The organism is Muricauda sp. MAR_2010_75 (assembly GCF_000745185.1).
Classification (GTDB): Bacteria; Bacteroidota; Bacteroidia; order Flavobacteriales; family Flavobacteriaceae; genus Flagellimonas.
Map to the genome: position 1 here is coordinate 2,635,377 of NZ_JQNJ01000001.1, position 22,137 is coordinate 2,657,513.

The window sequence follows — 22,137 nt, forward strand, 5'->3', positions numbered from 1 at the left end:
TTTTTGAATTATAAAAATTCGTTTAAAGCTTAAAAATACGGAATATTATGATCAGGAGGCAAGGTGGATGCAATCCAAATCCGATGGTTCAATTTTAAAGATCGGTTTGTTCTTAAAATTGAGAATATGCAGACATTTGGCCTTTGCCTCGTTCCATTTTTGATAGTCCAACGGGTCTATGGATGATGTGATCATGTTGATGATCATCTTCTGCTTAAGCTCCAAGGTCATAATTTCCTCCAAAAAATCCCAACCGTCCATAATGGGCATATTTATGTCCAAAAAGATGACCTCTGGGATACCATCTCCCTCGTTCTTTCTACGGATTAGGGCATCCAGGGCCTCTTTTCCATTTTGAAAGATTTGGACATCGTCACAAAGGACAACGGGCTTCAACATTTTCCGTATTCCGAATACGGTTATGGGATCATCATCCACAATAAATATGCTACTGATCTTCTTCATTAAAATACACATTGAATGTAGTACCTTTATCTACTTCACTACTGACTGTTATACTTCCGCCCATGGCTTCTATCTGGTTCTTTATAATATAAAGACCAAGCCCCCGGGCCTCTTTATTGTTATGGAACGTTTTATACATTCCAAATATTTTACTGCCATATTTTTCCAAATCTATTCCCAATCCATTATCGGAAAAACTGAAAATTGTGGTATTCTTTCGTTTGCTTGCATTTATGCTAATGATGGGTTTTCTGTCCGGACTACTGTATTTGACCGCATTGGTCATAAGGTTAAGAATCATACTGTCCAAATAGGCAGGAACGCTTTGTACTTCCAAATCTTTGGGAACATTATTCTGGACTTCCGCTTGATGTTTGCCCATAAAAGCAGATAGGTTGGTTTGGACCTTTATAATACTTTGATAAAGGTTTACAGGTTTTTTATCCAGATTAACGTTAGTGTTGATGTCGATGATCTGGTTTAGGTTTTCCAAAGTTTCCATTAAGTTGTCCGAAGCACGTGACAACATGGTCATAATTTGTTCTTTTTCAGCCTCGTCTTCTTCCTTGGTCAAAAATCCCAAAAGCATTGAGAAGTTGGCGGAGTGAGATCTGAGGTTATGCGAAACAATATGCGCAAAGTTAATCAGCTTCTTGTTTTGGAGCGAAGTAACATTTATGAGGTTCCTCAACTGATCTTCCTTCTTTTTTAGCCCAGAAATATCCATACTGATACCAATAAGCCCATTTACCTTGCCATCTAAATCAAAGAGAGGGATTTTTGATGTCAAAAAATGAGTGGTTTTTCCATTTTTTCGGATACAGAGCGTTTCTTTTCCCAGCATAGGTTTCTGGGATCGCATCACTTCCAGGTCTTCATTCCGTGAGATTCTGGCACTTTCTTTACTATAAAGGTCAAAATCGGTTGTTCCGATTAACTCCTCTTGGCTTTTTTCCAAATACTCGCATTCTGCCCTATTGACCAAAATTTTTCTGGAATCTTTATCCTTGATGAATACGTTTAAGGGTATATTGTCTATGAGGGTGGTCAAGAGTTGTTGGCTTTCCTTGGTCTGTATTTCGGCCAAAACCTGATCGTGAATATCTTGAAATGTACCGAAGACCTTTACAATTTTTCCATTTACTTCAATGGGCTTGCCGCTGGCCCTTACCCATCTTTCCTCACCTGTGCCCGTTACTATTACTAGTCTTTCACTGAATGAAATCCCTTGTTCCAATGCTGTATGGAACAACATGGATATTTTGTTTCTATTATAACCTTGCTTGTAAAAGGAAATGGCCTCATTTACCTTAGGTGAATAGGACATGGAGACCTTGTGAATTTTTTTGGTTTCATCACACCAGAAAAGCTTTTCCGTTGCAATTTCATATTCCCAGTACCCAACCTGGGAGACCTCAGATTTTGTTTTCAGAACCGTTTTTAAACGCTCCAGTTCCTGTTCTTTTTCAATTTCTGCAGTGATGTCTTTTGTGTGAATGATGGAGCCTATTACATTTTCCTTTTCGTCGAACCAGGGGGTAAAAGTACTTTCCAACCAAACTTCACTTTCACCGACTGTATTTTTATGTTGAACCGTGTCAGGTGCTTTGTCCACGAGAAACTTTTCAATTCTTTGACCGATTTCTATATCAGATTGAGCAAAAAGTTTATATACAGGAGCTCCCAATACGTCTTTTGGACAAACACCAAAAGTGTGCAACCAAGAATCCGAAGCATCAATAAGGATACCGTCAGGATCCACAAGCGCAGTCGCTGTGGGAAGTTGTTTCAGTAAATAATGTTGGGCAATCCTCTCAACTGCTTTCAAAATATGGGGTATTTGGGAACTTTATACAATTAAGAAATTTCTGACCAATGTATAGGTATTGATTTTTCTTATTTATTAATTGTTGTGAAACAGGGTAAAATTGTTGTTTTATTGACAAATGTCAAGGTTTGGCCTATTTAAAGATAGCAGATTTAACCTACAAAATCAAAAGAAGGGGCTACAATTAACAGCAAAATTAATTCTTTACAACAACGGTGTCGGGGACCAAACCTGTGTAGTCGCCGCCATTTCTAATGACATCCCTAACAATGGAAGAGCTAATGTAGGATTTGCCCGAGGAAGTCAACAAAAAGACAGTTTCAATCTCTGAAAGTTTTCTGTTGGTATGGGCAATGGCTTTTTCAAATTCAAAATCCGCAGGGTTACGAAGGCCCCTTAAAATAAAATCTGCATTGATTTTTTTACAAAAATCCACCGTAAGCCCTTCATAGGTAACTACCTTGATCTTGGGTTCATCTTTAAAGGCTTCCTTTATGAACCTGACCCGTTCTTCCAAGGAGAACATGTATTTTTTGTCGGCATTTATCCCAATGGCTATAACGAGCTCATCAAAAAGGGTAATGCCTCTTTTAATGATGTCGTAATGGCCTAAGGTAAGGGGATCAAAGGAACCTGGGAAAATGGCACGTCTCATGGATGGCAAAGTTTCTTTAAAAATACGGAATTTCTATCGTAAAGCCTCCTCAATGGCACTGGCAAATAATTCTTCCAAGGATATCCCGGCTGCTTGGGCTTGCTTGGGCAATATACTTTCTTCGGTAAGTCCAGGGGTTGTATTTACTTCCAACAAATGGGGCGTGTCACCAATAAAGATGAATTCACTGCGGGTATAACCCTTCAATCCCAAGGTCTTATAAATAAGTTCTGCCCAGTGCCTAACATTATCTTCCTGTGCTTTGGAAATGCGAGCGGGTGTGATTTCTTGGGATTTTCCCTCGTACTTGGCCTCAAAATCAAAAAAGTCATTGTCGGAAACAATTTCCGTAATGGGGAGTACCGTAATCTTATTTTTATAGGTGATAACGCCCACTGAAACTTCCGTACCGTTTAAAAAAGACTCAATAATGACCTGGTCATCTTCCGAAAAAGCATTCTCCAAGGCAGTGTTCAAATCTTCTTTTTTGTAGACTTTGGAGACCCCATAACTGCTCCCTGCCCTATTTGCCTTAACAAAACAGGGAAGGCCCACTTTATTTACAATGACGTCCTCGTTAAAAGTGTCTCCCTTGTTCAAATAGTAGGAAGCGGCACAGTGTACCCCATACGGTTTAAGCGTGCTCAACAGATCCCTTTTGTTGAACGTGAGGGCAGCATCATAATGGTTGCATGAGGTTTGGGGGATGTCCAAGAGTTCAAAATAAGCCTGTAACAGGCCATCTTCGCCTGGTGTCCCATGGATGGCGTTGAAAACACAGTCAAAAATGATTTTTTTGCCACCAAGCTCAAGGCTGAAATCAGATTTTTCCATAGGAAATTCTTCATTCGCATCATTCAGGTACACCCATTTCTCCTTGGTGATGATGATGCGGTATGGATTATATTTTTCACGGTCCAAATAACGATATACCACGTTACCGCTCTTTATGGAAATTCCGTACTCGCTGGAATAACCCCCCATTACAATGGCAATATTTTTTTTCATTGACTTGTCGAATCGCTCTGCCAAAATAAAGAAAAAAGGACTGGCTTTCCTATATTTGTCCATATAAGGCATTTCGCATGAAACAATTTTTCAACTTTTTAAAAAGCAAGACATTTCTTATCCAAATTGGGTTGGCTGTTGTGGCCGTTGTGGTATTGGTACTTTTGACCCTGCAATGGTTAAAGGGCACTACCAATCATGGTGAGTTTGTTGAGGTCCCCGATTTCTCCAAAATGTCCGTGTCTGAAATGCGAAAGGCCGTAGAGGACGCCGGTCTGCGCTACCAAGTTTTGGATTCATCTGAATACAATCCCGATTATCCCAGATTTTCCATTTTGGAGCAAAACCCACATGCCGGGAGCAAGGTAAAGGCCAACCGAAAAATCTATTTTACGGTAAATCCATCAGGATATAAAAAGGTGACAGTGCCAGATATTATCCAAGTAACGCAGCGTAATGCCGCATCCATGTTGCGTGCTGTTGGACTGGAGGTGGAACGGGTAACGTATATTGATGAGCTCGGCAAGGACATGGTCTACAATTTAAGGCACAAGGGAAAATATGTAAAGCCCGGAGACAAATTGCCCAAAACTTCAAAGGTTGAGCTTATCTGTGGCAATGGAACCATTCCCGGCAGTGCACGTGTTCAGGCTGATTCCCAAGAGTAATGGACGATTCGGAAAACCAAGAACTTTCACAAGACGAACTTTTTGAGCATTATAGATTTGTGGCCTCAAAAGGCCAGGAACCTTTGCGCGTGGACAAGTTCTTGATGAACTTCATAGAAAACGCTACCCGGAACAAGATTCAGCAAGCGGCCAAGGAAGGCCATATTTGGGTGAACGGTTCCATCGTAAAACAAAATTACAAGGTAAAGGCAGGAGATGAGGTGAAAGTGCTGTTTGAGCACCCACCTTACGAGTTTTTACTCACTCCCGAAAATATTCCGTTGAACGTTGTCTATGAAGATGACGCTTTACTGGTAGTGAATAAACCCGCAGGCATGGTGGTACATCCAGGTCATGGAAATTATTCGGGGACCCTGATCAATGCTTTGGTCTACCATTTCGACAATTTACCCAATAACAGCTCGGAGCGACCCGGATTGGTCCATCGAATTGACAAAGATACTTCTGGACTTTTGGTGATAGCCAAAACCGAAACGGCCATGACCCATTTGGCGCAGCAATTTTTTGAAAAGAGCAGTGAGCGCGAGTATGTGGCCTTGGTCTGGGGCAATGTGGAGGAAGATGAAGGCACTGTAGAGGGGCATATTGGCCGTAATCCCAAAAATCGACTGCAGATGATGGTCTTTCCAAACGGCGATGAAGGTAAAGAGGCCGTGACCCATTACAAGGTTTTGGAACGGTTTGGCTACGTGACCTTGGTGTCATGTCGATTGGAAACCGGACGGACCCATCAGATTCGGGTGCACATGAAACATATTGGGCACACCCTGTTCAACGACGAGCGTTATGGTGGTGATAAGATTTTAAAGGGCACTACCTTTACCAAATACAAACAGTTTGTGGAAAATGCCTTCAAGGTATTGCCCAGACAGGCACTGCATGCCAAGACCTTGGGTTTTGAGCACCCAAAAACAGGTGAGTTTATGCGTTTTGACTCCGAATTGCCCGAAGATATGGTGAATTGTATTGAGAAGTGGCGTGGATATGCCAAGCATCACGAATCATAGTTTCCTTCAATCTTAAGATTGAAAACACCTTTGGTGTATCCTATTAAAAAACCAAAAACCTAGCTATTTTTACGGAAAATTTAGTTCTGATGAAAATTGTAGTATCACCGGCAAAATCACTCGATTTTGAAACCGAGTTGCCCACATCAAAATACAGTCAATCCCAATTTTTGGAGCAGTCCGAAAAGTTAAACGGCATTTTAAAGAAGAAAAAGCCCAAGGCCCTGTCCAAGCTCATGTCTATTTCAGACAAATTGGCCGAATTGAACTGGGAGCGAAACCAACAATTTTCATTGCCCTTTACTGCAGACAACGCAAGACCAGCGGTCTATGCTTTCAACGGAGATGTATACCAAGGTTTGGACGCCTACACCATTCCAGAAGAAAAATTGGATAAGTTGCAAGATACGCTTCGGATTTTGTCCGGACTTTATGGAATTTTAAAGCCGTTGGATTTGGTGCAGCCTTACCGATTGGAGATGGGGACCCAATTGAAAGTGGGTCGAAAAAAGAACCTCTACGAATTTTGGCAAAAACAGCTAACTGACCACCTAAATGAGGAATTGGAAGATGGTGAGTTGTTCATCAACTTGGCCAGTAACGAATATTTTGGCGCCATTGATGAAAAGAAACTCAAAGTGCCTGTGATCACCCCAATTTTTAAAGATTGGAAGAACGATAAACTTAAAATCATCAGCTTTTTTGCCAAAAAAGCACGGGGTTCCATGGTTCGATATATTTTAGATACCGATGCCAAGACCTTGAATGACATCAAAGGGTTTGATTCTGATGGGTATATGTTCAGTGCCGAGCACACCCTAAAGGAAAACCAACCTGTTTTCATTCGATAAGAACCGAAATTCCTTCCCAAGATTTAGGGGCGACTTCTTTCAAAAAACAAGACAAGGTGTTAGGTTTGTGGAACACATGTCTTAAATTGTGATACACCTAAATTTAATCTTAAGATTTGGCTTTTATGCCGATCTTTAGATGCTCATTTATTAACAAGAACACTAACACCGAAAATCCATGCAGCAGTCCAGACGATTAGAAGAGTTTAAAAAATCGGTCACCAATAAATTCAATATATACAACAGTCTATTTTTAAGCCTACCCTACAAAAATGTTGAGAATGTGGGGATGCTCATCCCCCTTTTGCTCGATCAATGCGAAAAGGGACTTAAGGAAGGAAAGGACCCCCAAGAAATCTTGGAGGTGTTTTTTGCCAATTTTGCCAATATAATGGATGAAAGGGAGCGATTGGATTTTATGTTCCGGATCATTCAGTATGTAGAACGGCAAGTTGTACTTTATGATAGTGTTGAAGACTCAGCATTTTCAAAATTACAGCAGTACAGCAATTCATTGACCATCAAGGACTATTTTGGATTGGTGAACCGGACCAAAAACTGGGATAAGGTCTCCAAAAAGCTTTCCACCTTTAGCGCACGGATTGTCCTTACGGCCCACCCCACACAATTTTATACCCCCGCCGTATTGGATATTATTGCAGAACTGCAATCACTGATTGATGAGGACCGTATCTATGATATTGATGTGACCCTGCAGCAATTGGGGCTTACTTCTTTGGTCAATGCCAAGAAACCTACTCCGTTGGATGAGGCCAAAAACATCATTTACATTCTGCGAAATACGTATTATGATGCCGTTGGGGAACTGTATCAGTACGTGAAAAGTAATATTAGGGACGACGATTTTGAAAACTACAACATCATTAAACTTGGATTTTGGCCTGGTGGGGACAGGGATGGCAATCCTTTTGTGACGGCCGATATTACCAAGGAAGTGGCCGATGAACTTCGACTTACATTGATGAAGTGTTATTACAATGAATTGAAGGAATTGCGCAAAAAATTAACCTTCAAAGGGGTTCAAGAGCACCTTAACGAATTGAGCGGAAAGCTCTACAAAGCCATGTTCGACCCGAATGCACCGATTTCCTACGAACAGATTATTGAGCATTTGGGAACCATTCGCGAAAGATTGATTGCGGATTATCACGAATTGTACTTGGATTTGTTGGACGAGTTTACAGATAAGGTTCATATTTTCAAGACCCATTTTGCCACTTTGGATATCCGCCAAGATCATAGCAAACACTTGTTGGTGGTGGAAACCATTTTAAAGCAGAAAGGAGCCATCAAGGAAAGTATCTCCGAACTCAAGGAAAAGGAACTCATTAAATGGTTGTTGAAAGAAAACCTAACATTGGATCCAAAGGATTTTGACGATGACATTGTAAAAGACACCATCACCAATATTATGCAATTGGGAGAGATTCAAGCCAAGAATGGCGAGGATGGTTGCAATAGATACATCATCAGTAATTCTGAGGATATTTTTGCAGTTCTGTTCGTATTTGGATTGTTCAGATGGTGCGGATGGGATGAAAAGGACATCACTTTTGATATTGTTCCGTTGTTCGAGACCATGAAAGGAATGGAAGCTGCAGAGGAGGTCATGCAGACCTTGTTCGACATACCAGTTTATCGTAAACATTTGGAGCGAAGAAATGAAACCCATACCATTATGCTGGGCTTTTCCGACGGTACCAAGGATGGAGGCTACTTAAAGGCCAATTGGTCCATCCTAAAAACCAAGGAAACCTTGAGTAAAGTCTGCAAGAAAAACGGTATCAAAGCCATTTTCTTTGACGGAAGGGGAGGACCACCGGCAAGGGGAGGTGGAAAGACCCACAGGTTCTATGCGGCCCAGACCAAAGATGTGGCCAATCATGAAATCCAACTCACCATCCAAGGGCAGACCATTACCAGTACTTACGGTACTAAGGAACAGTTTATCCACAACTCGGAACAATTGCTTACCGCTGGGTTGAGCAACAACCTTTTTGGAAAGGAATTGGTGATTTCCGGACCACAACGGAAGCTGATAGAGGAACTATCCGACCTCAGTTTTGAAAAATACGATGCGCTAAAGCAACATGATAAATTCATTCCTTATTTGGAGCACAGAAGCACCTTGAAGTATTATACAAAAGCCAACATCGGAAGTAGACCCGGAAAGCGTGGTAACAAAGAAAAATTAACCCTTTCCGATTTGAGAGCTATTTCATTTGTGGGTTCTTGGAGCCAGTTGAAACAAAACGTGCCGGGATATTTTGGATTGGGAACCGCAATTGCCAAGCTCAAGGAAGAAGGACGGCTCAATGAGGTGAAAAAGTTATATAAGGATGTGCCCTTTTTTAGGGCTTTAATGCACAACAGTATGATGTCTTTGGCGAAGACCAATTTTGGTTTGACTAGTTACATGAAGGAAGATCCGGAGTTTGGGGAGTTTTGGAATATTCTACATGATGAATTTGAATTGTCCCAGAAAATGCTCCTACAGATTTCAGGGTTGAAAATTTTGATGGAAGACGAGGAAGTTTCTAGGGAATCGGTAAAGATTAGGGAGAAGATTGTTCTGCCATTGTTGGTCATTCAACAAAACGCGCTGTACCATATCACTCAAAATTCGGAATACAAGGAATTGTATGAGAAAATTGTGACCCGTTCGCTGTACGGAAACATTAATGCCAGTAGAAACTCGGCCTAAAACTGGGCACTAATTCCGCATTGTGAGCAAGAAACCATTTCTGCATACACATCCTTACGAGCCTTTTCTATTTCCAGAGGCCACAAAATTGATTGTGGGCACCTTGCCACCACCTCGGTTTACCATTGGTGAATTGCGAAAGGAAGATGTTGACTTTTGCTATGGAAGCTGTAATGGGATGTTATGGCCCATTTTGGACCGTATTTTTGGGTTGAATCTCAAATTTGAAAATACAGCGGAGGCTATATCACAACGAGAGCATTTCCTCTTGAAGCATAAAATTGGTGTTTGCGATATTGTCCATAGTGCAGAACGGGAAAAGATTGATGCCTCGGATTTGGGAATGCAAAATGTGGTGCTTAGGGATTTGGTGGGATATCTTCAAGAATTCCCAAACATAGATACTCTTTTATTTACTGGAGGAAACAGCAAAAATGGCCCCGAATATTTTTTTAGAAAGCAACTAAAGGAGCTCGGGTTACAGTTGGAAGTGGTTTCTGATGAGGTACCCCGTATCCATCAAGTTGAGATTGGTGATAGAATGGTAAAAACGGTTTCCCTAACAGCCCCTTCAGGAGCGGCCAACCGTGCCGTGGGCAGTCTTCAATTGTACAAGGACCTGAAAAGCCAAAACCCAGCATTCAATACGTTTGATTTCAGGGTGATGCAGTATCGGGATTTTTTTGAATAGTTGGACTAACCACTTGAAAATCCATTATTCGTCAAATGGTTGGGGGTATTGGTCAATTTTTGGACAATTTTTTCGTTTATATGAATATCTTGAAGAAATCCCAAAAAGAAAACCATGAAAAACTTACTTAGAATTACCATTGCCCTGTGTTCAATCATAATGATTGCTTCTTGTAAAGTAAATCACGGAACTGTTAGAAGCAGCACCGCACCGGGACAAGTAAAAAAAGCAACTGGGGCCAAAAGTGCAAAAGCGTATGCTCCCGGTCAACAGAAAAAAAGGATAACTGGGAATAACCAGTAACACCTTACCAAAAACAAAACCGCCTCCATTTCTAGAGGCGGTTTTTTTTATAAAGATGCTTATGGTTAATTTAATTCTGAAGTCAACATTCCATAAAATGCCTTGATTCCGTATGCCAATTGCCCAATCTTTAGATTTTCATTGGGGCTATGTTGGTTGTTATCGGGGTTCACCATGGGAACAATAAAAGCAGGAATCTTCAATTCGTTGATAAAGGGAGCAATGGGCACCGTTCCCCCTGTTGTGCGGATTTGAATCACATCTTTTCCAAAACTTTCTCCCAAGGTCTTCACCAAAAACTGTCCGTAGGGATTGTCCAAATCAGTTCGGAAAGCATCCGTAACGCTACCTTCGGTCACGGTAATTATCTTATCATGGGCCAAACGTTCTTCCTTTGAGGGAACATGGTCAAATACGGTATACCCCTGTTTGGCAATATGGTCCTTCACCAATTTTTTTAAGCGATTCCCATCCGTCTCAACTACCAAGCGAAGGTCCAGTTCCGCAGTGGCACTTTCAGGGACAATGGTTCGGGCTTTGTCGCCAATCCAACCAGAACCCAATCCGCGAATATTCAAGGAAGGATATTGTAGGGCTTCTTGATAAAAACCCCCCACTTTTTCGGCAGATTTAAACTGAAGTTTATCTGAAATCTCAGCATCGCTATCGGGCACACTTTTTAAAACTTCCATGGCAGCATCACCAATGGCAATCCCATCATAATAACCGGGAATGGTCACTTTGCCATCCTTGTCTTTCATGCTGGCCAATAATTGGGCCAATTGAAACCCGGGATTGGGTGCGTAGTTGCCATAATGCCCACTGTGTTGTGGCTTCACCGGTCCGTAAGTGGTCAATGTCAAGGTGGTGATTCCCCTGCAGCCATAGACTACCGTTGGGTCACCGGAAGGGTGAACAGGACCATCAGCAATGACCAAAAAGTCAGCTTCCAGTAATTCCCGATATTGCTTCACTGCCTTGGGTAGTGGTTTGCTGCTTTTTTCTTCCTCACCGTCCAAAATGACCTTGACGTTGAACGGAATTTCCTTGCCATCTTTTTTCAAAAGATCAATGGTGTTCAACAACATGACGATGGGTGATTTGTCGTCCGATGTGGAACGACCAAACAGTCGCCAGTCGTAATTGATATCGTCATCCAGTTCCCCAAAGGAAACGGTTTTGAACCCATCTCCATCAGGAGCTTTCAGCACCACTTCATACGGATTGGGCTGATTCCATTTGGAAGGATCAACCGACTGTCCATCAAAGTGCATATAAATGAGGATGGTTGGTTTGGCATCATCCACAGGCAAGGCCGCAAAAAAGAGGGGCATGTTCTCCGTGTCAAGAACCGCTGTGTTAAAACCCCGTTCCCCAAACTTTCGTTTCAACCAAAATACATTGTCATCAATATCATCAGCATTCAAGGCATCGTTGGGGATGGCAATGAATTCCCGAAGTTCGGTGATGGCCGAGGCCACTTGTGATTTTATGGCCATGTCATCTTGGCCCCAAACTGAGGTGAAAATCAGAATGGATAGTAAAAAAGCGATTTTTTTCATCTTAGGTGTTCAGTTTTTTAAGGCTGAAAATTAACGAATTTGATTTACAAAATCGCTAATACCGTTCACGCCATTTTGCGTCAGGTGTTTAATAAAGGCGGAGCCTATGATGGCACCTTTGGTTTTTTCCGTGGCCTGTTGAAACGTTTGAGCATTACTGATGCCAAAACCCACAATCTGGGGGTTGTTGAGGTTCATGCCGGCAATACGGTCAAAATAAGCGGCCTGTTCTGCGCCAAACCCTTCTTTGGCGCCTGTTGTACTGGCGGAACTCACCATATAGATAAAACCGTCCGAAGCTTCATCGATTGCCCTGACCCGTTCTTCGCTGGTCTGCGGGGTAATCAAAAAGATATTGATAAGCCCATATTTTTTAAAGGTTGATTCATACTCTTCTCGATACACATCCAAGGGTAGATCAGGAAGAATAAGGCCATCAATCCCAATTTCTTGGCATTTTTTGCAAAATGCATCAACACTATATTGGAGCACCGGGTTAAAATAGCCCATTAAAATCAGAGGGATGGAAACCGTTTTACGAATGTCTTTTAATTGTTCAAAAAGCAATTCGGTGCGCATTCCATTTTTCAGGGCAGCGGTGGAACTTTCCTGGATGGTGGGGCCATCGGCCAAAGGATCACTAAAGGGCAATCCAACCTCAATAAAATCCACCCCGCTTAGCTCCAAATCCTGGATAATTTTAAGCGTATCGTTCAATTTGGGATAGCCCGCAGTGAAATATATGGAGAGGAGCTTTTTATCCTCTTGTAGCTTTTGTTTGATTCTGTTTATCATCATGCTTTGTGTCTATTCCCCCTTTGAAGGGGGTGAGGGGTATGTGAAAACACCCCTAAGGTCCCCTCAGGGGGACAGTTATAATTTAAAATAATCAATATAATTCTGTAAATCTTTATCACCCCGGCCTGAGAGGTTCACCACAACGACATCATCAGATTTAAACTTTCTATCCTCAAAAATGGCAAGGGCATGTGAAGATTCAATCGCGGGAATGATACCTTCCAATTGACATAAACCAAGTCCAGCGGTCATGGCATCATCATCCGTAATGGAAATGAACTCCCCTCTACCTGATTTGTACAAATGGGCGTGCAAGGGACCAACTCCGGGGTAATCCAATCCTGCGGAAATGGAATACGGCTCGGTAATCTGTCCATCTTGGGTTTGCATCAACAAGGTTTTGCTCCCGTGGATGATCCCCACTTTGCCCAAAACCGAAGTTGCAGCACTTTCTCCGGAGTGAATCCCTTTTCCGGCCGCCTCCACCGCAATAATTCCAACTTCAGGCGTATCCAAAAAGTGATAGTAGGCGCCAGCGGCATTGCTTCCACCACCCACACAAGCTACTACATAGTCGGGGTTTTCCCGGCCTTCTTTTTCTAATAGTTGGGCTTTGATTTCTTCCGAAATCACAGATTGAAACCGCGCCACCATATCGGGATAAGGATGTGGTCCCACAACGGAACCGATGATGTAGTGGGTGTCCACCGGATTATTGATCCAATCTCGAATGGCTTCGTTGGTAGCATCTTTTAAAGTTTTGCTTCCAGATTTTGCAGGGCGTACTTCGGCTCCCAACATCTTCATTCGGGCTACATTCGGGGCTTGGCGTGCGATGTCAATTTCACCCATGTAGACCACGCATTCAATGCCCATAAGTGCACAAACTGTGGCCGTGGCCACTCCATGTTGACCCGCACCAGTCTCGGCAATGATTCGGTTTTTACCCAGCTTTTTGGCCATCAAAATCTGTCCTATGGTATTGTTTACCTTATGGGCACCGGTATGGCATAAATCTTCCCGTTTCAGGTAGATTTTGGTGTTGTATTTTTCCGATAGGCGTTTGGCAAAATACAGTGGGGTAGGTCGGCCTACATAATCTTTCAGTAATTGGTTAAACTCATCCTGAAAGGAAGGTTCCGCCATAATGTGGAGGTAGTTTTGCCGAAGTTCCTCACAATTGGGATAGAGCATTTCTGGGATAAAAGCTCCACCAAACTCACCATAATAGCCTTTTTCGTCAGCGTGATACGTCATAATTAGTGATCAGTTTTAAGTTGTAAATCGTCAGTGAGCGCATTGATGAACGCTTTCAATGACGTTATGTTTTTTAGTCCAGGTTGGGTCTCAAATCTGCTGTTTACGTCGATAGCGTAGCAGTATGTTGAAGCTGGACTTTTTATAAATTCTTTCAATTTCTCAACCGATTCCAGTCCAATTCCCCCACTTAAAAAGAAAGGTTTGGTGGAGGGATAGTTTTCCAAAATGGTCCAATCGAAGGTATAACCGTTACCCCCGGGCAATTTTCCTTTGGTATCAAAAAGGAAGTAGTCACAAACCTCTTCATACGGCTTCAAAATGGAAAAATCGAAATCATTTTTGATGGAAAACACTTTGATGATTTCCAGTTTGTCACCTCGAACTTGTTTTGGGGCCTCATCTTTATGTGATGCTGAAACTAGTTCAGGGTGACGCAACGCCTCACAAAATTCGGGACTTTCTTTCCCATGCAGTTGAACCACATCCAATTGAAACTTCACTACTTTTTCCAAAACTTCTTCCACGGTAGCATCCACAAAGACCCCCACTTTTTTAATGGATTTGGGCAATTGGGGCATGGCTCCCTCAAAATAGCGAGAGGAAGGCTCCCAAAAAATAAAGCCCAAATAATCAGGTTGCAGTTGGGCAACCTCGGTAGGGTTATGGTGCATGCCGCAGACTTTCAGTTTCATTCTTTTTGCTTTTTGTCATTTCGAAATGAGCTATGCGATTGAGGAATCTCACATTGGATTTCTCACTTTGATTTCGACTGCGCTCAATCTGACAGTTCGAAATGACATTATTGTTTTAATTCATCAATAAACGTTTTGGCACTCGCACCAGGATCGTCGGTTTTCATAAAATTCTCTCCGATCAAGAAACCTTGATACCCGTAGGGTCTGAGTTGTTGAATGGCTTCAATGGAACTGATGCCACTCTCCGAAACCTTTACAAAATCATCCGGAATTTGTTCCGAAAGGGATTTACTGGTTTCCAAACTCACCTCAAACGTCTTTAGGTTTCGGTTGTTGACCCCCAACATGTCCAAACTGGGCATGATGGATTTTTGTAGTTCCTTTTCATTATGGACTTCGAGAAGTACATCCAACCCCAAGCTTTTTGCAGTTTCTGATAGCGTTTTAATTTCATCACGGGATAAAATAGCAGCAATCAACAAAATTACATCGGCACCATAGGCTCTGGCCTCCACAATTTGGTATTCATCAATAATGAACTCTTTTCGAAGCAACGGAATGTTCACAGAAGCCCGGGCCAGCACCAAATCATCCAGTGAGCCTCCAAAATATTTCCCATCCGTAAGGACGGACATGCCACAAACCCCAGCCTGGGCATAGCCTTTGGCCACATCCTGCACGTTCAAACTTTGGTTGATGACCGATTTTGACGGGGAACGACGTTTGTGCTCCGCGATAATTCCGGTTACACTACTTTTTAATTCGGAAGCCAACGAAATGGACGTGCGCTCCATGAGCACAGAATGTTCCAATTGCTTAACCGTGATCAATGATTTTTTCAAATCGACCTCCTTGCGTTTATCGGCTACTATTTTGTCCAATATGTTCATTGTTATTGAAACTTTGAAGATGTTAAATTTCTTATATCACTTAAATACATACCCAATCCATATGTATACCCCGTAGAAAAATTTAATGTTTGGGTTTTGAATAGAATTTGTGAATCGTTTTTCAAAATGAAAATTTTACCGGCGAGTTTTCTCGTTTTGAAAAGTGAAATTTCTGTTTCATAATTTCCCTGTACTGGTGTTTTAATTTCAATATTTCTAGTTAAAATATCTTTCAAATTGGATAACTCAGGTTCTTCTGAGATTACATATGTTTTATTTAGATCAAGATGGCTAATTCGTATGGAATCAACTTGAGCAATTATATTTTCATATTGTTCCAACTTATTCTTGTTCGAACAAGAAGTTATTAGTAGAAGGGCTAGAATAATTATTTTCAAATGTTTCATATCTTTCAATTACTAAGTTTCTGCAACCTCTTCAATGCTTCCAACCCTTTTCCACTCAACAAAGACTCTTTCGCTTTTTCAAAACCAGCTTTTGGAGTCAGGCCTTCCACGGTGGCAATAGCCACTCCTGCATTGGCACAGACCACATTGTTTTGTGCTTCGGTTCCTTTTCCATGCAATACATCCAAAAATATTTGAGCCGATTCAGCAATGTCCTCACCTCCAGTGATTTCAGCTTGTGAAATCTTGGCCACACCAAAATCCGCAGGGGTCAACATGCCTTCGGAATTGTTGGAAATGGTTTTGGTGTCCCCGGTCAATGAAATCTCGTCATAACCATCCAAAGCGTGCAACACTGTGAATTTTTTATCGGTATTTTGATAGAGGTACCCATACATTCGGGCCAACTCCAAATTGAAAACACCTACCATCTGATTTTTTGGAAAAGTGGGGTTTACCATAGGACCCAACATATTAAAAAAGGTCTTTACGGCCAGTTCCCTTCGGATGGGCCCCACATTTTTCATGGCAGGGTGGAACAAAGGTGCATGCAGCACACAAATTCCCGCTTCTTCAATGGACTTTTTCAGAAAATCAGCCTCATTACTGAATTTGATGCCCAAAAATTCCATCACATTACTACTCCCACACTTGGAAGAAACCCCATAATTACCGTGTTTGGTCACTTTTACACCTGCGCCAGCCGTCACAAAAGATGCTAAGGTGGAAATGTTGAAGGTGTCCTTGCCATCACCACCGGTTCCACAAAGGTCGATGGGGTCATATTCGGACAAGTCCACAGCCACACAGAGTTCCAAGAGTGCATCCCGGAAACCTTCCAATTCTTCAATGGTGATGCTACGCATCATGTAAACCGTAAGGAAAGCCGCAATTTGTGAGGGATTGTAATCGCCTTTGGCAATGTTCACCAAAATCTGCTTGGCCTCTTCCTTTGGCAGTATTTCGTGATTTATAAGTTTATTTAATGTCTCTTTCATTCTTATAGTATTTAGATGTTAGTAGTGAGTATTGGGCTTTTTCTCACTACTACAATCTCATATCTCAAATCTATTTGCTATCCAACCAGTTTTTTAGCATTTGTTTTCCTTCCGGGGTGAGCACGGATTCGGGGTGAAATTGAACGGCGGTCACATCGTAGGTTTTGTGCCGAAGTGACATGATTTGTCCATTTTCATCCACCGAAGTGACTTCCAATACCTCGGGTACATCGGTATCCACCACCCACGAGTGGTATCGTCCCACTTGAAGCGTTTTGGGCAATCCTTTAAAAATGGGGTCATCCTTGGTGACGGTAATTTCTGTATCCACTCCGTGATATACCTGATCTAGGTTCACCAAGGTTCCGCCAAACACCTCACCAATGGCCTGTAATCCCAAGCACACCCCAAAAATACGCTTGGTGGGGGCATAGGTCTTTATGATTTCCTTGAGCAAGCCCGCTTCATCCGGAATTCCTGGACCTGGAGAAAGCACGATGTTTTCAAAGGGCTCCACTTCATCCAGAGTAAGCTGGTCGTTTCGCTTTACGGTCACCTCGCAATCCAAATCCTCCAGATAGTGCACCAAATTATAGGTGAAGCTATCGTAATTGTCTATCATTAAAATCTTTCTTCCCATCATCAGATTGTTTCAGCAATTTCCAAGGCTTTGTTCAATGCGCCCAGTTTGTTGTAGGTTTCCTGTAATTCGTCTTCGGGGTTGGAGGCGGCTACCAATCCTGCACCGGCTTGGTAATAGAGCTCATGGTTTTTGCTCAAAAAGGTGCGAATCATAATGGCATGGTTAAAGTTTCCCTCAAAATCCATAAAACCAATGGCCCCGCCATAGTAGGCACGACTCGTTTTTTCATACTTTTCAATGAGTTGCATTGCCATGTGCTTGGGTGCCCCGCTGAGGGTTCCCGCAGGGAAGGTATCCGCCACCACTTTCATGGTGGTGATGTCCTTTTTCTTTTGTCCGGTTACTTTGGACACCAAATGGATGACATGTGAGAAATACTGCACCTCGCGATAGGTTTCCACATTTACCGTATTTCCATTGCGGCTAAGGTCGTTTCGGGCGAGGTCCACCAACATTACGTGCTCGCTGTTTTCTTTGTCGTCCTGGGCCAGTTTTTTGGCCAATTCGGCATCTTTTTCGTCATTTCCGGTCCGTTTGTAGGTCCCGGCAATGGGATGGATTTCAGCCTTGCCTTCTTTTACAATGAGTTGGGCTTCAGGCGAGCTACCGAATATTTTAAAGTTTCCATAATCAAAATAGAAAAGGTAAGGGGAGGGGTTAATGGAACGCAGCGCACGGTATACATTGAATTCATCCCCTTTGAATTTTTGGGTGAACCTTCGGGATAAAACCAGTTGAAAAACATCACCTCGTTGGCAATGCTTTTTGGCCAACTCCACATGTTCTTTATAATCCTCATCCTTTAAATTGGATTGCGGCTCACCTTCCCTTGAAAAATTATAGGAAGCAAAATTCCGAACGTTGAACAGCTGCTCAATCTCATCCACATTGCTTTCGGTATTGTAGCAATGGGCAAAGAGGTACGCTTCGTTCTTAAAGTGGTTGATGGCGATGATGTTCTGGTACACCGCATAGTAGATATCCGGAATGCGGACCGAATCTTCCTTTTTGGAAATCTCCACATCCTCAAAATAACGAACCGCATCGTAGGCCATGTATCCAAAAAGGCCGTTGTAAATGAATTTGAATCCGTTTTGGCTCACTGAAAATTGCTGTCCAAAGTTGTGGATGACCTCGGTCACATCAGTCTCAGGGGTTATTTCTGTCACATCCTTTTTACCGTCAGGAAACCGCTGGGTTATGGTCTCATTCTCCACTTTGATGTAGGCGATGGGATTGCAGCAGATATAGGAAAAGCTGTTATCGTTGGCATGGTAATCACTACTTTCCAAAAGGATGCTATTGGGAAATTGGTCCCTTATCTTTAGATAAACACTCACCGGGGTGATGGTGTCCGCCAAGATTTTTTTGTAGTGTGTAGTTAGGGTATAACTCATTTTTTACTGCTATAAATTAAAAAAGGCCTGTCGTGATGACAAGCCTCTTGTATGGTTATAATGGGGACTTAGCTCACGACATTTTCCGTAAGTTAATCCACCACCAAGTATTTACTATTCTGTTGTTCATTGGTTCAAATATAGGGAGGAATTTTTAACGGACAAACATTGTTTTGTGTAAAATTAAAAATCCCGTCCAAGAATTTCTCGAACGGGATTTCCAAACACCTAACATGAGCTGATTACATCTGCAAATCAACTACCAAATCAAATTCATCATAGATCAATTTGTCTTTGGCCGTACCGATGATACCAGAACTATACTTTATGTCGTATTTAGTTCGGTCAACTTTCAAAGTTGCGGTGGCTTTGTTTCCGTAAACAGACACATCAAAGGTAACAGGCTTGGTAATCCCTTTAATGGTAAGGTCGCCGGTAACTTCATAGCTATTTTTACCGGTGGACTTTACGTTGGTGAAAACCAAGGTTGATGTTGGGTTGGCCGCGGTTGCAAAGAAATCCTCTGAATTGAGGTGACCATCCAATTTGTTCTTGTAATCGCCTTCCAAATCGGTAGTGTTAATGGAGGACATGTCTACTACAAACTCTCCGCCTACCAATTTTTCACCGTCAAATTCCAAGGCACCGGATTGCAATGTTACAGTTCCGGTGTGCGATCCGCCAAATTTATAGGCTTTCCAAGTCACCTGACTTTCGTTCGCCTTTACTTGCTTGGTTTCCTTTTCGGTGTCGTTAGCGATTGCTGATGATCCAACTACCGTGGTCAATACTAAACTTAAAACTCTCTTTTTCATACTAATAATTAATTTCTGTTTTTAGGGTTAATGATTGATTTATATATGTGTAACTAATTCTTCTGTTGATTTTCTTACTTTGGGAAGATGCTGGGTAGCATCTTCTTCTGACCTGTACCCAACTGCCAATACTACTGTGGCGTTTAGGTTTTTTTCATTTAGTCCCAAAATTTTGTTGTATTCTTCCGGTTCAAAGCCTTCCATGGGGCACGAATCGATTTTAAGCTCTGCCGCGGCTTGCATCATATTGCCAAAGGCAATGTAAACCTGTCTGGCGGCCCATTCTTTTTTGGTCTCCGAGGGTAGCTCCAATAATTTGGACTTCATAAAATCAGCATACCCTTTAAGCTGTTCCGAAGGAATGTTCCGGGTTGTGCTGGTGTTTTCAATGAACCCATCTACCAATTCCTCGCCAAAATCGGTGGTGTTTGCAAAAACTATGATATGTGAGGCGTCCGTAATCTGGGATTGGTTCCAAGAAGCGGGTTTAAGTTGTTCCTTTACCTCTTGGTCTGCTATCACAAATAAATGATAGGGTTGCAATCCGTAGGAAGAAGCACTCAACCGTGCGGCTTCTAGCAAGGTTTCCAAATCTTTATCCGAAACTTTTTTGGTGCTATCGAATTTTTTGGTGGCATAACGCCATGTTCTATGTTCTAAAACGTTGTTCATTTTTATTTAGAATTTATCTAGTAGTTGATTTAATTGTTCCAGTTCAGTTTTGCTGAAATGTTGTACAATCTGACTTTCTGTTTCGGCGACCACCTTGTCCATTTGTGTCAAGGCTTCCGAGCCTTTTTCGGTGATTACAATTTCCACTTTCCGACGGTTTGAAGGACAAACACTTCGATCAACATACCCTTTCGCCAAAAGCTTGTCTACCAATCGGGTAGTGTTGCTCATTTTGGTGACCATGCGCTCATTTAGGGTAGACAGATTGGCGGGTTTCCCCTTTTGTCCTCTAAGAATGCGAAGTACATTGAATTGTTGGAGCGAAACCTCGAAAGGTTTAAGGGCATTCCCGGCCAATTCATAGATCTTGTTGTGTATTAAGGTTATATGAATCAGGGTCCTGCTTTCCAACGGCATCTTCTTCGAAGTCTTTATGATTTCCTCTACATTCATGTATAAACAATATTTGTATATACAAATGTAAAACGGTTTTCCTGTTTCAACCTAATATTTAACAGATAAAATTTTGTTAAAAGGAAAATGAAGCCATTCCCATTGTTTATTTTTAAAGAGTAAAATTCACAGAATGAAGAACTTACTATTGCTTGGGATGGCCACTTTGTTTTTAGTCATAGGTTGCGGCAATACGAACAAGAAAAAATCCGAAGAAGGTACCGTGAAGGAAGTGGAGGTTGTACAAAATCAATCTTCAGAAGGTGAGAAGGTTAAATTTCCCATTTATGATTTTGAAGGTTTGGAACCCTTATTGCACAAAGAAGACGATAAAACTTACGTGGTCAACTTTTGGGCCACATGGTGCAAACCTTGCATTGCTGAGCTTCCCTATTTTGAAAAAATAAATGCTGAACAGAGTGATAAAGTAGAAGTTATTCTAGTGAGTTTGGATATGCCCAGTATGTGGAAATCTCGATTGGAACCTTTCGTTGAAAATAGAAAATTGCAGTCTGAGGTGGTCATTTTGGATGATCCCAAACAGAACGATTGGATTCCGAAGGTGGCCGAAGAGTGGGGCGGAGGTATCCCCGCTACTTTAATATATAATAAGGATAAGCGTAGCTTTTATGAGCGCGGCTTTACCTACGAGGAATTAAACACTGAGTTGAACAAATTTTTAAACTGACACCACATGAAAACACTTAAAATTTTAGGATTATTAGCTTTGATACTTTCCTTGGGTGCGTTTTCCATTACACCAGACCCAATGGCAGACGGTTATAGAATTGGCGACATTGCCACAGATTTTTCCCTAAAGAACATTGACGGAAAAATGGTCTCACTTTCAGACTACGAGAATGCAAAAGGCTTTTTGGTCATTTTTACCTGTAATACATGTCCATATGCAAAAGCCTATGAAGACCGGATCATTGCTTTGGACAAAGAATATAAAGCAAAGGGAGTGCCCGTTATTGCCATCAATCCCAATAACCCAGAAATTCAATCTGGGGACAGTTTTGAAAAAATGAAACAACGTGCCGCGGATAAAGGCTTTACATTTCCCTATCTTTTAGATGAAGGTCAGGAAGTCTTCCCTCAATATGGCGCTACTAGAACACCACATGTGTATCTGTTGGAAAAAACTTCTCAGGGCAATGTGGTACGGTACATAGGAGCCATTGATGATAACTATCAAGATGCTTCAAAAGTGGAAGATACTTTTGTGGAAGACGCCGTGGATGCCATGTTGGCCGGCCAAGAAATTGAAGTAAAGACTACCCGTGCCATTGGATGCACCATTAAAGTATAGCGCAAATCACAAA

General features: G+C 41.9%; 24 protein-coding genes. 8 read left to right on the top strand and 16 right to left on the bottom strand.

Annotated features, from left to right (window positions below; genetic code table 11):
* Positions 1–51 precede the first annotated feature (51 nt).
* From FG28_RS11795 to FG28_RS11810, 4 genes are all read right to left on the bottom strand, one after another.
* Positions 52–465: a response regulator gene (locus FG28_RS11795; RefSeq protein ID WP_036383075.1), complete on the bottom strand. Its 414-nt coding sequence runs from the start codon at positions 463–465 to the stop codon at positions 52–54.
* Positions 449–2,293: a PAS domain-containing protein gene (locus FG28_RS20170; protein WP_051947293.1), complete on the bottom strand. Its 1,845-nt coding sequence runs from the start codon at positions 2,291–2,293 to the stop codon at positions 449–451. Before FG28_RS20170 ends, FG28_RS11795 begins: the two co-directional genes overlap by 17 nt.
* Before the next feature lie 196 nt (positions 2,294–2,489).
* Complete coding sequence (coaD, locus tag FG28_RS11805; RefSeq protein ID WP_036383076.1) at positions 2,490–2,948, bottom strand: pantetheine-phosphate adenylyltransferase; 459 nt, start codon at positions 2,946–2,948, stop codon at positions 2,490–2,492.
* Between the two features lie 33 nt (positions 2,949–2,981).
* A complete protein-coding gene (locus FG28_RS11810) occupies positions 2,982–3,956 on the bottom strand; it encodes a D-alanine--D-alanine ligase (protein WP_036386522.1) in 975 nt (324 codons plus the stop codon).
* Positions 3,957–4,033: 77 nt separating this feature from the next.
* Here FG28_RS11810 and FG28_RS11815 point away from each other — a divergent pair, with 77 nt between their 5' ends.
* The 6 genes from FG28_RS11815 (at position 4,034) to FG28_RS11840 (ending at position 10,222) form a co-directional block, all read left to right on the top strand.
* Positions 4,034–4,624, top strand: a complete 591-nt coding sequence (locus FG28_RS11815; RefSeq protein WP_036383077.1) for a PASTA domain-containing protein — start codon at positions 4,034–4,036, stop codon at positions 4,622–4,624.
* A complete protein-coding gene (locus tag FG28_RS11820) occupies positions 4,624–5,652 on the top strand; it encodes an RluA family pseudouridine synthase (RefSeq protein ID WP_036383079.1) in 1,029 nt (342 codons plus the stop codon). Before FG28_RS11815 ends, FG28_RS11820 begins: the two co-directional genes overlap by 1 nt.
* An 89-nt stretch (positions 5,653–5,741) precedes the next feature.
* On the top strand, positions 5,742–6,503 hold the full coding sequence (yaaA, locus tag FG28_RS11825; protein ID WP_036383082.1) for a peroxide stress protein YaaA: 762 nt from the start codon (positions 5,742–5,744) through the stop codon (positions 6,501–6,503).
* 178 nt (positions 6,504–6,681) lie between these two features.
* Positions 6,682–9,228, top strand: a complete 2,547-nt coding sequence (locus tag FG28_RS11830) for a phosphoenolpyruvate carboxylase (protein WP_036383084.1) — start codon at positions 6,682–6,684, stop codon at positions 9,226–9,228.
* Positions 9,229–9,250: 22 nt separating this feature from the next.
* Positions 9,251–9,919, top strand: a complete 669-nt coding sequence (locus FG28_RS11835; RefSeq protein WP_036383086.1) for a uracil-DNA glycosylase family protein — start codon at positions 9,251–9,253, stop codon at positions 9,917–9,919.
* A 114-nt stretch (positions 9,920–10,033) separates the two neighbouring features.
* Complete coding sequence (locus FG28_RS11840; RefSeq protein ID WP_036383088.1) at positions 10,034–10,222, top strand: hypothetical protein; 189 nt, start codon at positions 10,034–10,036, stop codon at positions 10,220–10,222.
* A 65-nt stretch (positions 10,223–10,287) separates the two neighbouring features.
* On the opposite strand, the gene FG28_RS11845 is transcribed toward FG28_RS11840, so the two are convergent.
* The 12 genes from FG28_RS11845 to FG28_RS11900 all read right to left on the bottom strand — a co-directional run bounded on the left by FG28_RS11845 (position 10,288) and on the right by FG28_RS11900 (position 20,812).
* Positions 10,288–11,784, bottom strand: coding sequence for a M20/M25/M40 family metallo-hydrolase (locus tag FG28_RS11845; RefSeq protein WP_036383090.1), 1,497 nt, complete (start codon positions 11,782–11,784; stop codon positions 10,288–10,290).
* Positions 11,785–11,814: 30 nt separating this feature from the next.
* The gene (trpA, locus tag FG28_RS11850; RefSeq protein WP_036386523.1) at positions 11,815–12,576 is read right to left on the bottom strand and encodes a tryptophan synthase subunit alpha; all 762 of its coding nucleotides are present in this window, start codon (positions 12,574–12,576) and stop codon (positions 11,815–11,817) included.
* Positions 12,577–12,657: 81 nt separating this feature from the next.
* A complete protein-coding gene (gene trpB / locus FG28_RS11855; protein WP_036383092.1) occupies positions 12,658–13,839 on the bottom strand; it encodes a tryptophan synthase subunit beta in 1,182 nt (393 codons plus the stop codon).
* A 2-nt stretch (positions 13,840–13,841) separates the two neighbouring features.
* Positions 13,842–14,534, bottom strand: a complete 693-nt coding sequence (locus FG28_RS11860) for a phosphoribosylanthranilate isomerase (RefSeq protein WP_036383095.1) — start codon at positions 14,532–14,534, stop codon at positions 13,842–13,844.
* A gap of 107 nt (positions 14,535–14,641) precedes the next feature.
* On the bottom strand, positions 14,642–15,427 hold the full coding sequence (gene trpC / locus FG28_RS11865) for an indole-3-glycerol phosphate synthase TrpC (protein ID WP_036383097.1): 786 nt from the start codon (positions 15,425–15,427) through the stop codon (positions 14,642–14,644).
* Between the two features lie 2 nt (positions 15,428–15,429).
* Complete coding sequence (locus FG28_RS11870) at positions 15,430–15,768, bottom strand: hypothetical protein (RefSeq protein ID WP_231562622.1); 339 nt, start codon at positions 15,766–15,768, stop codon at positions 15,430–15,432.
* Positions 15,769–15,839: 71 nt separating this feature from the next.
* Positions 15,840–16,832: an anthranilate phosphoribosyltransferase gene (gene trpD / locus FG28_RS11875; RefSeq protein WP_036383101.1), complete on the bottom strand. Its 993-nt coding sequence runs from the start codon at positions 16,830–16,832 to the stop codon at positions 15,840–15,842.
* Positions 16,833–16,902: 70 nt separating this feature from the next.
* Complete coding sequence (locus tag FG28_RS11880) at positions 16,903–17,472, bottom strand: aminodeoxychorismate/anthranilate synthase component II (protein ID WP_036386524.1); 570 nt, start codon at positions 17,470–17,472, stop codon at positions 16,903–16,905.
* A 2-nt stretch (positions 17,473–17,474) separates the two neighbouring features.
* Positions 17,475–18,872 (bottom strand): anthranilate synthase component I family protein, encoded by a 1,398-nt coding sequence (locus FG28_RS11885; protein WP_036383102.1) that lies wholly within the window; start codon positions 18,870–18,872, stop codon positions 17,475–17,477.
* Between the two features lie 242 nt (positions 18,873–19,114).
* Positions 19,115–19,687: a YceI family protein gene (locus tag FG28_RS11890; RefSeq protein WP_036383105.1), complete on the bottom strand. Its 573-nt coding sequence runs from the start codon at positions 19,685–19,687 to the stop codon at positions 19,115–19,117.
* A gap of 39 nt (positions 19,688–19,726) precedes the next feature.
* On the bottom strand, positions 19,727–20,359 hold the full coding sequence (locus tag FG28_RS11895; RefSeq protein ID WP_036383107.1) for an NAD(P)H-dependent oxidoreductase: 633 nt from the start codon (positions 20,357–20,359) through the stop codon (positions 19,727–19,729).
* Between the two features lie 6 nt (positions 20,360–20,365).
* Positions 20,366–20,812 carry a MarR family winged helix-turn-helix transcriptional regulator gene (locus FG28_RS11900; RefSeq protein WP_036383108.1) on the bottom strand — a complete coding sequence of 149 codons (447 nt, stop codon included), beginning with the start codon at positions 20,810–20,812 and terminating at the stop codon, positions 20,366–20,368.
* A 133-nt stretch (positions 20,813–20,945) separates the two neighbouring features.
* Here FG28_RS11900 and FG28_RS11905 point away from each other — a divergent pair, with 133 nt between their 5' ends.
* Both FG28_RS11905 and FG28_RS11910 read left to right on the top strand, forming a co-directional pair.
* Positions 20,946–21,500 carry a TlpA disulfide reductase family protein gene (locus FG28_RS11905; protein ID WP_036383110.1) on the top strand — a complete coding sequence of 185 codons (555 nt, stop codon included), beginning with the start codon at positions 20,946–20,948 and terminating at the stop codon, positions 21,498–21,500.
* A 6-nt stretch (positions 21,501–21,506) separates the two neighbouring features.
* Complete coding sequence (locus FG28_RS11910) at positions 21,507–22,124, top strand: thioredoxin family protein (RefSeq protein ID WP_036383113.1); 618 nt, start codon at positions 21,507–21,509, stop codon at positions 22,122–22,124.
* The last annotated feature ends 13 nt before the right edge of the window (positions 22,125–22,137 follow it).